Annotated in this window: 13 protein-coding genes; 5 read left to right on the top strand and 8 right to left on the bottom strand. The window is 51.7% G+C overall.

The features are described 5' to 3' along the window. Positions 1–35: 35 nt before the first annotated feature. The 3 genes from HY394_00300 to HY394_00310 are packed head-to-tail and all read right to left on the bottom strand — an operon-like array spanning position 36 to position 8,785. The gene (locus HY394_00300) at positions 36–2,483 is read right to left on the bottom strand and encodes a hypothetical protein (GenBank protein ID MBI4052459.1); all 2,448 of its coding nucleotides are present in this window, start codon (positions 2,481–2,483) and stop codon (positions 36–38) included. Next, the gene (locus HY394_00305) at positions 2,467–4,266 is read right to left on the bottom strand and encodes a hypothetical protein (protein MBI4052460.1); all 1,800 of its coding nucleotides are present in this window, start codon (positions 4,264–4,266) and stop codon (positions 2,467–2,469) included. The genes HY394_00300 and HY394_00305 overlap by 17 nt, the downstream gene beginning before the upstream one ends. Then, positions 4,256–8,785, bottom strand: a complete 4,530-nt coding sequence (locus tag HY394_00310) for a carboxypeptidase regulatory-like domain-containing protein (protein ID MBI4052461.1) — start codon at positions 8,783–8,785, stop codon at positions 4,256–4,258. Before HY394_00310 ends, HY394_00305 begins: the two co-directional genes overlap by 11 nt. A 124-nt stretch (positions 8,786–8,909) precedes the next feature. Between HY394_00310 and HY394_00315 the strand changes: the two genes are divergently transcribed. Beyond that, positions 8,910–9,164 carry a ferredoxin gene (locus HY394_00315; GenBank protein ID MBI4052462.1) on the top strand — a complete coding sequence of 85 codons (255 nt, stop codon included), beginning with the start codon at positions 8,910–8,912 and terminating at the stop codon, positions 9,162–9,164. 55 nt (positions 9,165–9,219) lie between these two features. Here the strand turns inward: HY394_00315 and HY394_00320 are convergent, their stop codons facing one another. The 4 genes from HY394_00320 to HY394_00335 form a co-directional block, all read right to left on the bottom strand. Then, a complete protein-coding gene (locus HY394_00320; protein ID MBI4052463.1) occupies positions 9,220–11,334 on the bottom strand; it encodes a DEAD/DEAH box helicase in 2,115 nt (704 codons plus the stop codon). 67 nt (positions 11,335–11,401) lie between these two features. Continuing rightward, positions 11,402–11,560, bottom strand: a complete 159-nt coding sequence (locus HY394_00325) for a hypothetical protein (protein ID MBI4052464.1) — start codon at positions 11,558–11,560, stop codon at positions 11,402–11,404. Positions 11,561–11,576: 16 nt separating this feature from the next. Next, a complete protein-coding gene (locus HY394_00330) occupies positions 11,577–11,819 on the bottom strand; it encodes a hypothetical protein (GenBank protein MBI4052465.1) in 243 nt (80 codons plus the stop codon). 529 nt (positions 11,820–12,348) lie between these two features. Next, on the bottom strand, positions 12,349–12,996 hold the full coding sequence (locus HY394_00335; protein MBI4052466.1) for a hypothetical protein: 648 nt from the start codon (positions 12,994–12,996) through the stop codon (positions 12,349–12,351). Between the two features lie 95 nt (positions 12,997–13,091). Between HY394_00335 and HY394_00340 the strand changes: the two genes are divergently transcribed. Continuing rightward, positions 13,092–13,439: a nascent polypeptide-associated complex protein gene (locus HY394_00340; protein MBI4052467.1), complete on the top strand. Its 348-nt coding sequence runs from the start codon at positions 13,092–13,094 to the stop codon at positions 13,437–13,439. 20 nt (positions 13,440–13,459) lie between these two features. On the opposite strand, the gene HY394_00345 is transcribed toward HY394_00340, so the two are convergent. Then, positions 13,460–13,927, bottom strand: coding sequence for a hypothetical protein (locus HY394_00345; protein MBI4052468.1), 468 nt, complete (start codon positions 13,925–13,927; stop codon positions 13,460–13,462). Between the two features lie 95 nt (positions 13,928–14,022). On the opposite strand from HY394_00345, the gene HY394_00350 reads away from it, so the two are divergent. The 3 genes from HY394_00350 to HY394_00360 are packed head-to-tail and all read left to right on the top strand — an operon-like array spanning position 14,023 to position 16,379. Continuing rightward, positions 14,023–14,637 carry a hypothetical protein gene (locus HY394_00350; GenBank protein MBI4052469.1) on the top strand — a complete coding sequence of 205 codons (615 nt, stop codon included), beginning with the start codon at positions 14,023–14,025 and terminating at the stop codon, positions 14,635–14,637. 5 nt (positions 14,638–14,642) lie between these two features. Beyond that, positions 14,643–15,149: an AAA family ATPase gene (locus HY394_00355; protein ID MBI4052470.1), complete on the top strand. Its 507-nt coding sequence runs from the start codon at positions 14,643–14,645 to the stop codon at positions 15,147–15,149. Positions 15,150–15,155: 6 nt separating this feature from the next. After that, on the top strand, positions 15,156–16,379 hold the full coding sequence (locus HY394_00360) for a DUF11 domain-containing protein (protein MBI4052471.1): 1,224 nt from the start codon (positions 15,156–15,158) through the stop codon (positions 16,377–16,379). The last annotated feature ends 19 nt before the right edge of the window (positions 16,380–16,398 follow it).

A 16,398-nucleotide genomic window follows, 5' to 3' on the forward strand; every position in this document is an offset into this window, starting at 1 on the left:
GGCGTTCAATCGGGCTTTTGCTTGCTGCAGGTTTTTCAGTTTTCACAGAGCAGGCTTGCCCCGATTTCAGCATCCTTTATTGCCGCGAGGTCTTCCTTGAACGGTTCGGGGTTCCACCAGATGCCAACGCTTCCAGTCTCGTATGAAACGCACGCCCTGCCTTCCCTGACGCGCCCGAAAATTTCCTTGAGCGTTGCGCCGGACCCCATTCCTGAAAGCGGTAGAGCCTGCACGTTTTCCTCTCCACCCAGGCCGAAGAACGCCATGCCAGAGCCGTTGCAGGCGTTCTGCACGGAATAGTTTCCTGACAGCGGCGAAAAGAAAACGCTTTGCAGGAACAGCCTGTGCGCCAGTACGTTTTTCCAGGCGAACCCGAATGCGTTTTGGCTTTGCAGGCAAGTCCTGTTTTCGGCTTTTGAGTCGCGCCTTTCCCTGAAAAGATTGGCGTTGTAGAAGTCCCTGCAGCTGTTAGTCGAACCGATGCCCGTCCAAACAGATGAATAGTCTTTTCCCGCGCCGAGAATGTTCGAATCGTTTTGGATGGCGTAGTATGCGACCGCCTCGTTCGCTATTCCGGCTTCAGCATTTGTCGTGCCTATGGCCTGCATTATGGCGGGCGTGGCGCGCGAGGGCGCAAAGTAAATGCCTGACGGATTCATTTCAAAGAGCAATCCGGCCTTTGAAACGTTTGTAGTGAAAAAGTCGTCTCCGACCGAGCCGGAAATCATTTTTCTTGCGCTGATCCTTGTGGCGGCTATCGGAACGTTTCCCGCGAGAACTATCGGAACTTGCGTGTCGTTGGTGAACCCGATGCCATAGTTTTTCCTTTCGGTTTTTCCGTCCGCATCCGTCCTGTCCGTTCCGACAAGGCCGTTGAAAGGCAGCCTGTAGAACGCATTGTCGGGTGCATCCGATATTTTTGCAAGCTGCACGTCGATGGTTGATGAAGGCTGGCCGTTGCTGAAGAACGGCTGCGAAACAGGGTAGGCTATTTTCACATGGTATAATCCGGCCTGGATGTTTTTCTTCTCCGCGGAGTCGGAAACGTCGGTTCTTTCGATTGTAAGTTTTCCTGAACCCGGATCACTGAAATATTTTGTCCAGGGCTTCTGGCTGTCGGCGTAAAACGCCGGTGTGCCGAAAAAGGAAGCGGAACCATGCGTGTACAAATAATCGAAGTCCTGCCTGAAGTCGTCGCTGTAAAAGTCCTCTATAAGGTACGAGTCGAATTCGGATTCCGCTGCGGCGTCCGCGTTTTTTCCCTGCGCGATGAGGCCGTCTATGTTCCTCAGCTTTTGCAGTAGTTCGATTGAAAACTGCGCCGGGTCGCAGTAAACGAACCCGCCTGAATCCTTTTTGTCGCACGCGTCAATGGCTATGTCGTTCCAGTTCCAGCTCAAAAGGATTTTCGGCAGGGCGCTTTCGCCTGTGAAGCCCGGTTTCCCGTCAGCCGAAACGCATTGCGCGTTTTGCCCGCCTGCCAGAATTTCGACGTGGAATTTCTGCTTTGCAAGGTAGTCAAGGCGCGCGTCCAGGTTAGGCGATTCGACCCAGTGCCGGCTCAGGTCTCCGCCGGCCGGCCCCGTGACGGACAGCCTGAATTTCGGGCTGATTGCCTGCGGGAAAGCGTTGGGCCTGCCAATCTCTATTTTCTGCAAGGCTATTGCCCTCTGGCCGGTTTCAAGAGTGAATGGCAACGGCATTCCCTCGAATTCGCAGAAATTCCCTCCAACGGGGTCGCATGAATCTATTATGACCGGGTTTTTGCTCATGTTCGAGAAAGTCCACGGCACATAAAATGTTTTTGTTTCATCAGCCTTTTCGAATACGAAATCAGTTTTTTTCGGGCCGGAAATTGCGATTTCGGCAGAGGAAACGAACACGTTCAAGTCTTTTTCCGTCCTCCAGAGCGTCCCGTTGTTGAGCCGGGCAACCCTTATTTCGACATGGAATTTTCCCGGCGCATAGAAACGGTATGCTTCGAACGTCGCCTGGCCGGAGCACCTTTCTCCCGTTGGGGAAATTGCCGAAGGGCCGTAGCAGGAGGAGCCACGGCACGAATATTTGTTGTCTCCGGCAAGGCTCCCGTTCACGAAAACCTGCGCCGGGTGGATTATTTCGGCGGTCGCGCCGTCGCTGCATGCAAGTATGAAATTGCTTGTCGTAACCCTCAATGCCGTGTTGACGGGAACCTCAATTGAATTGTTTTCAGGGTTTATTGCGGCATCAATGCCTGCGCCCAATGTTCCATCGTCGCTGATTGACAGGAATTCCGTTGTAACCTCGAAGTCCTGGGTTTCCTCCGAGCACATGCAATGCTCCGACCATGTCGGGCAGGTTGCGGTGATGCCTGCCTGCGTGCACTGCGCCTGCGCCGACTCAAGCGTGCAGTTGTTTGAGGCGTCAACAGTTGCCGTGGCTACAAAAAACAGAACCGAAAGGAATAGCACGGCTAAGATTGCCTGCTTATGCTTCAAGGTCATCACCTTGCGCCGGTTCATCAAAGCCGTCCGCACGGCCGCCGTTTCTTTTCCTGCTTTTCCAGACAAGATAAGCCGCGCCGGCGAGTGCAACAAGCACGGCGACTGCAAGGGCAACCGGCACAATGCCCGCTGACGGCGTTTTCGTTTCGGCTTTTCCGGTTTCAATTCTCGGCAGGCATTGCGCCAGGCAGCATTCAGCGCTGTCTGAAGCGGCGGCTGTTTTCGCCGAACAGTACGAGGCCTTGCCGCAAACCATTCCGTTTCTTTCCGCGCATGTCCCGGCCGCGGCTTTTTCCAACAGGTTGATTTCAAAGGATTTCTGCGTTCTTGTGCTGAGGTCGTTCACCACAAGAACATATGTTGCGGGCGGGGCTTCAAAGGACACGGTTTGAGGGGATGAGCCTGCAACGAATCCTTTGCTTTCGGGGTTTTGGGTTTCGCTGAGAAGGAAATAAAACGCATTGATGTCAGAGGCGGCATTGGAGCCGTTGGAAAATTCAAGGGCAAGCATTGACTTCGGCCTGTCGTAATTCCAGCTGACGGCAAGTTTGGCTTTTTTTTCCTGCGCCGCAAATTCCTCGGCATTGATCGTGAAACAGTACCTGTCGAACACTTTTGACTGCTTTTCTATCTGCGAGCAGACAGTGAAAAAGTCCAGCTTTGATTTCACGTCAAACGGGAATTTTGTGGTGAAAAAATCCGGTATGGCTATTTTGTCGAACGCCTGTTCCCCGGAAAAAACCTCTTTTCCGGAACGCTCGTCCTTGACGGAAACCCTGAGGGAAAAGTTTTCGAAAACCGGCCTTGGCAGCGTATAATGGTCGGGGCTTGGCCCGATGAGGTATTCCAGTTCAACGTTCTCATTTTCGCCGAAGGAATAATCATTGAGCGAAACTTTCCTGATTTTGGCCGTGGGGCCGAGAACCACGCTTCTGTTCCTGTAAATGCTCTGCGTCCTTCCGCCGGAATCAACCAGTTCGAGCCTTATTGCATAAGCTGATGGCAGTTCGGGCGCTGCAAGCGAAACGTTCACTTCGGCGGTTTTTCCAGCGGCAACACTGCCGACCGGAATCTTCTTTTCCTCAAGGAACCTGTCGCAGGCAGTGTCGTCCCAGTCGCATATGCCGACTCTTAGTTCCAGGCCCCTCATTTCAGACGCGGAAGCGTTTTCAACAAAAACCGTGCTCTCTATTTTCTGCCCGGCCGCGATTCCCGGCCCGACAGGCCCCGGCTGGTGGTGGAACTCGGTTTTGGTTCGCACGATTTTCGCCTGCGGAAACGCGCCGTTTCCGCTGACCTTGAAGCGCACTGATTTCGGGGCCGCGAAAATATGCGCTATTCCTACGACGGGCGCACGCCTGTTGCGCAGGTACACGTCCATCCGGTAGTTTCCGGGCGCGGCGTCTTTTGGAATGGCGTATTCGAACGAAACTTTTTTCGCGTAATGCGGCGCAATGCTTATGTTTCCGATTTTTTTCTCGAAGAAAATGTTGTCGACGTCGCTCGACTGCGACGGGTAATAGAATCCGTTTCCCTGCACGATTTCCGATATCACGTCCGCGTCGAAAAGCGGCGAGTCGTCAAGGTTCAGCAGGTTTATTTCCGCCCTGATTGTTTCGCCGGCGGAAAATTCTGTTTTGTTGAGCCGCACTGAAAGGTCTCCGCTGAAATTCTGCAGGGGTTCCGCAACCTTCTGCGTTTCCGCGGCAAAGGCAGGGGCGCAAAGCACGATAAGCGCAAATGCAAGAAATGCAAACACCGCATGATGCGTTTTACCTGTCATTGTTTCTCACCTGGCTTGCGAAGTCTTCCACTGAAATGAGGGCATATGCTGTTTCCGACAGGGAAACATTTGAAAGCGAGACAATAAAAGAGCCGCCTAATGCAATGGGTTCGCCCGTGAATTCCGCGAACACTTTGCCGCCTTCAATCCACACCCTCACCTTGTCGGTTTCGGTTGTCGGAACCGCGTCCAGAACCGTGTCCGAATAATACCCGCCATGGTAATCCGGGTGCTCGAAAAGGTTGAGGGCGCCCTCCCCAAGATAGTATTTGACGCCTTTTCTCGGATTTGAAATCGCAGCGGTATGCTCCGTGCTTTCCATGCTCCGTTCGACCGCGCGCTTTTCAACGGTTATTTCCGTCACGGGAATGTCGGCTTTCACGCTTACGAAAAGCCAGTTGGTGTTGCCCTTGTTGTAGAACGAACCTGAAATGTCGTTGACGTTGGCTGTCGCGGCCGGCATGCGCACTTCCGCTGAAATGTGCTTGCAGGGCTGGTTCAGCGGGCATTTTTTGGCGTTGTCGCCTGTCAGGCATTCTTCCACGAGAAGGGGGGAACAGCCGCCGCTGGCGGTTGGGGGAAGGGCGCTGATTGTGCAGGCAATGTTCAGGTTCTGCGAGCCGTTGTTTATTTTGAGGTCCTTTGCGGCGGCAAAGTTTGAACCGGGGCACTGGTCTGAGGAATCCAAAGAGTATGCGTCGAACCGCATGTCCTGCACGTTGTTTATTCCGACCGGAATGCTTTCGCTGGAAAACTCGCTTGAAGTGTTCACTAAAAATTCTTTCCAGCCGTTCTGCGTTGACTGGCTTTGGGTTGATTCAAAGAAATTTTCCGTGCCGGTTGCAATGGCCTTCCATTTGAATGAGATGCTTCCGGGCAGAGCGGGGTTTTGCTGCAACGCAACTCTTGCGGAGTCAATGCCCGTTTCTGGCCTGAAAGCGTCAACAAAGCCCGCGGGGCAGTTCCTTGAAATCACCGCAGACTGCGTGCTTTGTGTGCCAAAGTCAAAGCTTGTCCTGTCGATTCCGAAGCACGAGCCTGAATTGCCGGCAATGAATGCAATGACCCTGCCAGCCGGAATGAACAGTATGTCGGATTCAAATTTTGCCCTCACAAAAACAGGGTATTGCCCCAGATAGACTTCCCCGGAATTCGCAGGATTGTCCGCAAGAACGGAAACGCTTTGCTCCGGATTTCCGGGGTTGAGCACAAAGCTTTTTGGCTGCACGTCAAGCTGTGAGATGATGTCGACCTGCGCAGGTTCCTGGCAGTTTTCAGCCCCGACAATGAAAGCATCTTCCTGTTCCGGCACCATGCTCAAAGATTCTTTGCTGATTGTTATGCAGTCGTACAGCGGGTTGAAGACGTTCGAGTATTGCACCGGAACCGGCGTTGACTCGATTTGCCTGTATCCTGGCTTTGTCGCCCGGAATTTCACGGAATTTTCCGCGGCTGGGCTGATGGTGAAAGAAAACCAGCCGTCAGAGTTTGTCATTGAAATTGCCGGGCCGCGGCTGTCGGCAAGCATTTTCACTGAAGCGTTCGCTATTGCATGCCCGTCAGACTTGTCAGTCAGCCTGCCGGAAACCTGCTGGTTGTCAATGGCGGGAAAAACGTTTTGCGGCAGGTTCTGGAATTGCATTTCCCTGTCGCTTGCGATTCCGAAGAAAAGGGTTTGGCCCGCGCCCCCGATTTCCTGCGCATGCGACTGCACGCCAACTACCAGCTTTGCGGTTGCGGCCTCAACAACCGGCTTGAATTTCAACGGCATTATTTCCGCGCCCGCCCCGATCGAGGTTTTCCTGGAATTTTGCGCAAACACCGCGTTTTCAAGTATTTTTGTCCGGGTGGCATCTGCCTTGTCGGGGAAAACGATTGCGTTGTCCGGGTCCTCTGATGCAACGGAAATGTCGAGATTGTCGAAATTGCGCCCGCTTGAATTCAATGCCTCGGCATACAAAAAGCTTTCCGAAAAAATGTCAATCATCTGCCTGTCGGCCTGCCTGAAATTGTCCAAAGGAATCCTGTCCGCCGAGCCTTCCCTCTGCAGCCAGAAATGCCAGATTATGGGCGGGCAGTCCTGTCCGGGCGTGCATATGGGCTCCGAAACCCCGAATTCCCTTGAAAGCGGCTGGGTCAAAACATCGGAGTCAAGCACCCTCGCTTTTGCCTGCCAGTGCAGTTCGATTTTCGTTCCAGCCACAGCAGTGGGTTCGACAAAAATTTTCACGATTTCCGTGTAGGTCGTCCGGTTTTCCGGATTGTTCCAGTAGGCGTTCGCCTGCTTTGCGTTTGCCTGGGCAATGCAGTTCTGCGGGTCGGAAAAGACGTTTTCCGCTGAGAAACAATTGCTCAGAACAGTCTGCCCGCCGGACGAAACTTCGGCTGATTCAATCCTTGCGACATAGCCCGATGCAGGCAAAGTCTGCATTGAATCCGGGCCGGCCCGCACATGCGAAACAAGATTCGAATAAGGCTTGTTCTGCGGCAAAGCAACCGCGAATTTGGCGAAATAGTAGTGGTTGGGTTCAAGCGAATGCGCTTTCCTGGTTGCCTGGCTGTCCTCATACAGCCCTTCCAATGTTGACAGGATTCCGGCATTCTGGTCTATTGACTGCGACATCAGCCTGATGTCAGAGCGAGTTTCCTGGTTCTGGATGACATCGATCCTTGTCGTTATGGCTGAAATGTAACCATCCTTTTCCGCTTTCAGGTAGATGACGGCGTCGGACCTGAAACTGTTCGCCGCCTCGCCCCCGCTGCCCGTTGCTTTCTGTGCAAGCAGTTCCTGCTGCGGAGACAACGCATTGTAGAATGACACCGACGCGTTTTCAACCGGGCTGCCGGTCTCCCAGTCAGTGACAACCGCCTTGACTGAACCGCTGCCGATTGTTGCAAGTATTCTCACTGAAGTCGTCTGCCCCAATGAAACCGCAATGTTTTCCGCCACGCCATTGAAATCGTCCTTTTCGGCTTCTATCCTGTAAGTTCCGGCCGGCAGGCCCTCAAACAAAACATTGCCGTCGTTGTTTGTCAGGGAATAAGGATTGTTGGCAACCGCGCCAGGGTAAGAGGAATTGTAAAGAAAAATTTTTGCCTCGCTTATTGGCCGGAGGTTTTCCTGATTGAGGACCGAAACCCTGATTTTTCCGGAATTCTGTTCGGTTGCCTGTTCCAAAGCGATTTCTTCCGGCGCATTGTCGTTCCTGCTTTTGAGCGGCAGGGGCTGCACAAACCTTGTCACATAGCCAGGGAAGGAAAAAATGCCCAGGAACGTTCTGTTCTCGACAAACCTTTCAAGCACGCCGTTCTGGTCCGAAGTGTACGAATTGAAAAACGACGCTCCGCCGGTTTCCGAATTCGAATCGAAAACGCTTATCGAAACCCCGGGCAATGCCGCCTTTGTCCGGGAATCTGCTGTGCGCAAAAAAATCTTTTTCCCGTCAACCGCGATTGCGTCAAGCCTGATTGAAACAACCGCGGTTTCATCCGCATTCACATTCACGTTCGCGCTTTTCGACCTGCCGTCCCGCGCTACGACCCTGACAGTATAAGGGCCCGGTCTCACTTTATCAAAGAATGCCTTGCCGCTCGCATCGGTTTCCATGGAATCCGCAACCGAATTGTGCGAGTCAAGCAGCGTCGCCTGTGCCCCGGCAAAAGCCGAGCCATTGAAGTCAAGCACAGTCACTTCAACCGCGCCCTTCTGTTCCGGTTTCGATGCAATCGGCTCAAGCTCCACGTTCGTGGTGTCATTGGCAATCGGCACGGATGATTTCGGTTCAAAGCCGTTTGCCGTGAAGGATGCGAGCAAAGTGCCGCAGTCCCTTTCCGATTTTACCGAAAAGCTTCCACCGCTGAAAACAACCCTGTCATAGCCGGGGTTTCCTGAAATCTCGAATTTTTTCTTTCCGGTCGAGCACCTGAGTTCGGCCATCACTGAGCGGTCGTCGATAATTTTTTTGGTTTCCGAGTTAACAACAACAACGGTTTTTTCGCCTGCCTGAAGTTCGGCTTCCGGGCCGCCTCCAATGTACGACAACACCACCCTGGATGCTTCGCCGCTTTTGAGTTCAAGTTTGCCGGAAAATGCGGCAAAGCCTTCAGCCGAAACCGTGACATCGGCTTCAACGCTTTCCCTGGGCAGGCCAAACGCGGCTTCGCCCCAGGCGTCCGTCGCTTTCTCGCTTTCCAGGCCTTCGCCTGAAACCTTCACGTCCGCGTTTTCGACAAAGTTTCCGAGAGCGTCGGCAACAAGGATTTTTGCGGAAAACGCGTGCGGGAAAAAAGATTCAAGCAGTTTGAAAAAGCCCGGGCCGAACGAGGAAAAAGCGAAGGCCGCAAGAACAAGCAGAATGGCAAACAGCAGTATTGCCAGCGGAAACGACGGCACTATCCTGTCAATGGGGTCGACGACCGCGTAGACCGGCACTCCTTTTCCGTGCAGCCAGTCCAGGAGACTGTAGTATTTGTCCTCAAGCGAATAATACGCTTCCTTAAACGAATCAATGATGCCCAATGCCCGCACCGCCAAAACCGGCTCTTTGATGTAAGAAAGAGTTTATCATATTTAATAGTTTTTGGGGTTCTGGAAAAAAGCTTTTATTCGGCTGGCCTCGACTTCCTATGATAGCATGCCTAAAATCAGGATAGAATACGACCGAGAAAACTGCATCGGGGCTTTCGCCTGCCTGGCAGTGCATCCCGATCTCTGGAAAAAAAACGATTCCGACAACAAGGCAGACCTTGAAGGCGGAAAGGAAAGCTCTGGAAAGTGGGTCAGGGAAATAGAATGCAGCGAGGATGAAAAGGAAAAAATCGTGTCAAGCGCCGAAGTCTGCCCCGTGCGCGTGATAAAAATCATTGACACGGAAACAGGTGCAGTCTTGGTCCAATAACAGCACAGGCCCAAACAGTTCCTGCTGGTGCGAAGGCGGTTTCCAAAGTTTTGCTTCACGCCTGCCCCAGCTGCTTTTTGACCGCCAGCGCGGTCTTTTCCCCGATTATGCGCGACAAATCTTTCACGTCGATGTTTTTCATGTCCGCAATGCCTTTCACATTGGCGCGGAACAGCTTTCTTGCGCGAATCCTGCCTATGCCCCTGAATTCCGTCAAAACAATCAGCTCTTCCTTCACGCCGTGCACTATCCTCTTTCTAAGCTTTGCCAGTGGCATGTAGTGCGGCCTTGCCTCCAGCAGCATTGCAAGCTCCAGCATTGAATAGCAGAGCCAGTCGCAGATTTTGGTTTTCGAGTAAAGCGAGCCCGGATACATGGCATATTTTTTTAACAGCTCTTCCTCGGAAGTTTCCGAAATCCAGTCGTTGAGCAATTGCGCGGAAAGGAATTTTCCAAGCAACTGGTTGTCCTCGAACATTTCAACGTCGACATTGACCGGAAGCAGGGCTTTTTCAGCCTGCAGCTGTTCCCATAATTCAGCCTCGTTCCTTTTTCCCACGCGCGGCAAAGGCATCATTTCAGAACAGCTTGAAACAGTGAAAAGATAGCCTAGTTCTACGGCCTTTCCCGCCTTCAGCGCCTTAATCATGCCGAACGCCGACAAGGGGTCCAAGTAAAGTTCCGACACGCGTCTTCCTATGGGCGTGGCGACAAATTTTTTCGCGTCACTTTCCACAAAACCCATTTCCTGCAATTCGAGGACGATTGACTGGAGTTTTGAGAAAAACACGCGGTTGTTTGAGAACTGCCTGAAATAAAGCGTTTTTGAAAAAAACTCTTCCATCGAAGCCAGATCGAAAACGAAGCCTCCGGCGATCAGCGCCAAAAAATGTGCGCGCAGAATCTGTTGAATGCCGAGTTGCGAGTGAACCGGCTCCACGTCGCCTTTCACGAAATTTTCCAAAAAGTCGTCCGCTTCAATCTCGCTTTTCGCCAGAATCATGGACCTGCCCTCGGAATCGAATTTCGGCCTGCCGGCGCGGCCCGCCATTTGGCGGTATTCTCTGACCGGAATCCTTTCCATGGAAAAAGCGCCGTAACGGTAAACCGATGTTATGGCAACCGTGTGCGCCGGCAAATTTAATCCCGCGCTTAAAGTGGGCGTCGCGCACACGACTTTGACCTCGTTTTTCCTGAACGAATCCTCGACCACTTCGCGCTGTTTCTGCATCAGGCCGGCGTGGTGGAATGCAGCGCCTTTTCCTATCTGGCCGGCAATCTTCCTGCACTGGTCCGTGGGATTTTCAAGCGCATTCAAGGCGCTTTCGGACCGCTTCTGCAGCACCGCCTTTTCGTTTTCGCCAAGCATTTTTGCGGAAATCGCGGACAGCTTTTCCGCCAGGCTTTCCGCCCTTTTGCGGGTGTTCGCGAAAACCAGCAGCTGCTTGCCCTTCTTGTGCAAAGTGTCGAAAGCGATTGTTTCAATCGCGTCATCCGAGCCGGCGACAGGTATTTCCTCAGTGTGTTTTTCCGCCTCGAACCTGCCGTCAACAAAGACGCCTTCAACCAGCTTTACGGGCCTGAAATCGCTTTCAACGAGCTTTGCTTCAAGCCAGCCCGCCAGCTCCTTCGCATTCGGAATCGTTGCCGACAAGGCCAGAACCTGCATTTTCGGGTTCACGAACTTGAATTTTGTCATGACGATTTCAAGGGTCGGGCCGCGGTCGGAATCGATTGAATGCACTTCGTCGACGACTAGCAGGCCCACGGAGTTCAGCCAGCCGGCCTTGTGGCGGAGAAGGGAATCCAATTTTTCATAAGTCGTGAAAACGATGTCATAGTTTTCCAGCCGTTTGCCGCTCGCATCGAGGTCGCCTGTGGACAAAGCAGCCTTCACTGACAACTGTTTCGAGTATTTTTTCTTGAAATCGTTGTAGTGTTCCGCGGCAAGCGCGCGCAAAGGACAGGTGTAAACGGCTTTTTTGCGGTTGTTCAGAATCGAGTTGAGGCCAGCCAGCTCGGCTATAATCGTCTTGCCTGAAGCAGTGGGCGAGCTGATGACAGTGCTTTCGCTGATCGCGCCTTTTGCGATTGCCTGCGCCTGCATTTCATTGAAGGCTTGAAAGCCGTTCGCTTCGAGGACGATTTTTTGGATGTCGGATTCCGGCACTGTGCTCACTCAAAAGATTGGCTGGAAAAGTTGAAAAAGCTGCAGGCGGGCTCCACCCATCGGAACCTTAAATATCAAATGCGGGGCGCAGATGGGTATCGAGCAACGCGAGATGCTCCGGAATCCAAAGATTCCGGGCACGCCGCAAAATCCAGGATTTTGCAAAGTACCCGTCGTCGAACCAGCCGGGCGAAACCGGCTTTGGGGTGGTGTGGGAGGAAGGCATTGCCTTCCCCCCGAAATCACGCGTCCTGGTTTTGTGGTGTTTCTTTTATGGTTAGGTAGTTGAAGGCGCTTTGCATGGCAGCAATTGCCTTTGGCAGGTCTGAAACCTTGAAATAACTGGTTTTCTGCCACCTGTCATCCTTGTCCTTGTAGGACTTGTCAAGCGAAACCGTCGTGAAGGTTTTGCCTTCTTTTGTTTCGTTTTCCCAGATTGCGACTTGCACGCCTCCCGCCGAAAACTTTTTTACCGGTGCGGACATTTTTTTGCCTCCTTTGCCTCAATTGAACAGTCCCCTGAGGGACTGTTTTTTTTCTTTGTAAGTGGGAACGAACCTGATGATCCTGTCTTCAAACATTTGCCTCACCTTCCATGAATTCAGCGCCGTAGCCGGCGTAAATGCTTTTCTGCCTTTTTTCCCCGAAAATGATTCCAAGCATTTTTCCATCACCTGCAATAGCTTTGTTTGAGGCGGTTAAAATGCAGGGGCAAGGGGAGTGGATTTCCCGTGAATTGGTTTTCCAATCTCTCCGCTTTTTATGCTCCCAAGCCATAATATGGTAATGAGGTTTTTGCGGAGGCGACCCCGCGGGCGGCCGCAAGAGCAGGGAGGGCAGGGCAGTCCGGAATCTCCTGGTCCGGATGGCGGGCCAAAACTGGTTGAGTTGCTTCAGTCCAGCGGCAGTCTGGCGGACAGCCGGGATGTTTTGGAGAATCCGCATGGCTTTAAGGCCAAATTTAGGCGATGGTTAGCGCGGTTAAGGCGCAGGAATGGCGGTTGATTTTTCCGTTCAGCTTTTCGCCCATTTCATTATTTCCGCGCCTGCTTCGAGGTTGGCGTCGATTTCCTGGATTTTTTCTTCAAGTTCCTTTATTTTTTTCCCGGCTTCTTCCATGCGGAAGGTTTTCAGGTCCTCCGCGAACTTTCCCACTTTCTGGTCCTTTTTGTAGACTATGCTGCTTTTCACGGTTTCAGTCAGCTGCTTCCTGTATTCAAGGTCCTTGACGAACATCTTCACCATCGGCTTCCAGCGCGGGTCCGCTACAAGATGGGCGGGCAGTTTGACTGTTTCGGTGTCCTGCCTGTAGTCCTTGTCGGTTGCAAGCCTGTAAACGTGCTGCCAGTAAAGCTTTTCCTTGAATTTTTTGATGTTCTGCGTCAAATCGTAATGCTGGGCCTCGGAAAACTTTTTCTTCCAGTCCGAGTGCTTTGACAGCAGGTATTTTTTGGTTTCGTTCAGTTCGGACATGTCCTGCTCTATTTTTGCAGGCGTGGGATAGATGAGCATTGGCCAGTCCCTGTCTTTTCCGGAAACCCTTATGACCGTGCCGTTTGAAAGGTATTGTTTGAGCGCAGTGCCGCGCTTGGATTCCTTTTCCGCTTCAAGATGGGAAAACTTTTCAAGGAATTTGTCAAAGCGCGAAAAAATCTCCGGCATGCAGAACAAGTTTTAACGCAAAGCGGTTAATAAGCCTTCAGTTTTTTTTGGCAAATGATTAAAAAAACAAGCAAGGAAAATTTCACTGTGATTGAATGTTTCCAGGCATGAGGGGCGGCATTGATCCGAAGCAGATGCAGAGGATGCTGAAGCAGTTCGGCATAAAATCGGAAGAGCTTGACGCAAAACGCGTTGTGTTCGAGCTGCCCGGCGGCAAAAACCTTGTCGTCAACAACCCTTCCGTCACGGTTGTCGACATGCAGGGCAAGAAAACTTTCACTGTCATGGGCGAAACCAGCGAAGCCAGCCAGGAACTTCCGAAAGCTGACATTGAAATGGTTGCCAAGCAGGCGAACGTTGACTTGAAAAAAGCCGAAGCCGCCTTGAAGAAAAACGAAGGCGACATTGCCTCGGCCATATTGGAGCTGAAAGGCGAGCAATAAAAAAGATAAAATATTAAATTTTAAGAAAAAGTTTCTTTCCTTTGCTGTCTTCGAATATTCCCATATACATAATCGCCGCTTCTTCTCCCTTGCCTTTGCCCGATTGCCCGCCAGTCCGGCGAATCGTTCTGCCCGCGCATACATAACAAATAAGCTTTTTTTAGGCTTTTTTTCGCCAAAAACGCGTCAAAAAACCCCAGTTTACTAAACAGAGTTAAAAGAGAGGTTTTTTTACCGAAAAGCTTTTTAATGACTTTAAACATCTTTTTGCCGGGGAAGAAAAGTGGAAAATTTTTCTTTAAGCGAGCAAGGTTGTCTTTCTCTCCAAAAAGCCATCGAGCTCGGAAACCTTCTGAGTAAAGGCGGAACATCCCTTCCCGACTCTGAAACAGCCTTCCGGAAAAAATTCCGGTAACGCTTTTCTTCCCGCCCCTTTTTTGTGCCGCGTTACCATCGGGCGCATTTTTGTTCGATTGCACCGAAACCAAGGCTTATCGCTGTTGCAATACGCTGAGTGTGCTGTTCCATTTTTTCGCTTCGCCAAACGCGGATTTTATTAACGTGAACGCCAATTTAATTTGTCATGGCGGTCAGGGGCAACAAGCCGGTTTTGTTTTCGATTGACCATGAACCTGCCCCGATTGAGGCCAGGTTGGCTGAATTTAAAGAAGCAATTAATGGAAAGAGTGTTCTTTTCATAGAACTGCCTGTTCAATTTGTCCGGCAACTGATTGAATTGCAGGAGTCTAATAGAATTTATATGCTGGGCCCGTCTTACCAGCTTCTTGTATTGGTTGCGCATAAGGCCGGTCTTATGATTGTCGGTTTGGATAATAATAAGTATCATGGCAGGTTTTGGCGCACAGTAGAAGATAACGCAAAGCCGGGGGGAACGGCAAACCTTGACAAAAAAAGTGACCTTTTTTATTTGAACCTTAACAAGCGCGAAAAGGATTGGTGCAGACAGCTTGCCGGAGTTGGCTCTAAAGCCATAGTTGTAATGAATCCGGTTCACGCGGCAGAGATTGCAAGGCGTCTGCAAATCCCGCAGGAAAACATATTGGGAACGTTGCGGGAAGAACCACAAAGCAGGGCGTTGGCAGAAAAGCGGGCAGAGGGAATTGAAACCGAACGGTTGGACAGAAGACGCAGAAGAGCCGAACAGCGGAAACGCAGAGGGCCTAACAGGGAACCGTGATTTTTATGGCGCTGAAAATCGTTTTGACCGGCTCGCCCGGCACCGGCAAGTCTTCAGTTGCAAAAATTCTCGCAAAAAAGCTTAACGCGCAGGTCGTCAACGACCTTGATTTCTGCAAAAAGAACCGCATCGGCGCGTTCGACCGCAAGGCAAAGGAACGGGTTGTGCCGGTCGAGCGGCTTGAACGCGCCCTGAAAAAATTCCTCGCCAAAACGCCGGCAAAAAATGCGAAAAGCGTTATTCTTGAAGGCCATTTGCTGTGTGAAATCAGCATTCCCTGCGACGCCGTTGTTGTGTTGCGCCTTGCCCCGGAAAAGCTTGAAAAGCGGCTTGCGAAACGCGGCTATCCTGAAGTGAAAGTTTTGGACAACGTTTTTTGCGAGGAAACCGGCTACTGCAAGACGCGGGTTTTAAGAAACTATCCGGCAAATAAATTAGTTGAAATTGTTTCTTCGGATCCGGCGGAAAAAACCGCCAAAAAAATTTTGGATTGTCCTGCTTTGAGGGGTTGACTTTCTTTGAACGGGCGGCTCGCTTTTCTGGCTTTCGCGCTTGCCATGCTTTTTGCTTCAGTTTCAGCGGAAACGCTTTTCCAGAGGACCTTTGCAGAAATGGGCTATGACTCTGCGGTTGTCGACGGTCCGCAGACCGCGAAGTGCGTTGACTTTTCGGTTGTCTTCCCGCAGGAACTGCTTTCGGACAAAGAGGTTTTTGCGGTCGCGTCAATCAATGCCGAGTTTTTGCCGGTGCTGTCCGATGACGCCAATCTCAGCATTTCATTGAACGGCGAACAGGTCGCCGGCAACCAGTCCACAAAGCTTTATTGTAAAGGGGAGTGCTGGCTGAGGGTTGACCTGGACAAGGCAAAAATCCTTCCGGAGAACACCCTAAGTGTTTGCGTGCAAACCTCGGATTCGACGCCGAAAATAATAGTTTCAAACGATTCCATGGTCGGATTGTACAAGGCGCCGCGTTTTCTGGAATCGGATTTTGTCAAGTCCACAAACAAGGCTTCCTATCTTCTTGGCGAAACCGCGACGGTTTCGATTTCATTGAAAAATTCCGGCAGCGAGCCAGCATTTGTCCAGATCCTGCACATCAAGCCGGCGGCGAAGCTTGCAAGGGAATACCGCACTTTCAACGTTCTTGAAGGTGAAAGCGAGTGGAAGGGCTTCATCAATCCGGGCGAACAGAAAACGGTTTCTTACACAATCAAGCCGGCTGACGCGCTGACAATGACTCTGCCGCCGGCAATAGCCTATTTCAAGAACGAGTTCGGAGACGAACTTTCAATAGTGTCGAACCCGCCGACTTTCACTGTGCGCGAACCGGAAAAGAAACTGAGCGCTATAATAGTGCTGTCAAACCCGCGCGTTCAGCTCGGCGAAAACGCCAAGGCTGACGTCCTGGTCAAGAACAGCGGCAAGGACGCATTGTACGGCCTTTCATTTGAGCTTGTCCTGCCCGAAGGCGTTGAAGCGGTTTCCGGCGAAACGCAGTCTGAAATCGGTTTCCTGGCATCCGGCGAATCCGAAAAGCTTTCATTCAGGCTGGCTGCAAAAAAAAGCGGAACCTTCTCGCTGGGCTGTGCAATAACTTTTTCCGGCTCTCCGGAAAAAACCGAATGCGAGCCGAACTCGGTTGAGTTCTCGGAAGCCGGCCTGAATCCTGCAATCATTGTCGGCGCAGTCCTGCTTGCAATCGGCGCGGGCGTGTACTTTTACCTGAAACGCGAAGGCTAAACCGGCATGCGTGGTGCTC

The organism is Candidatus Diapherotrites archaeon, from assembly GCA_016205145.1.
Lineage (GTDB): Archaea > Iainarchaeota > Iainarchaeia > Iainarchaeales > JACQJH01 > JACQJH01.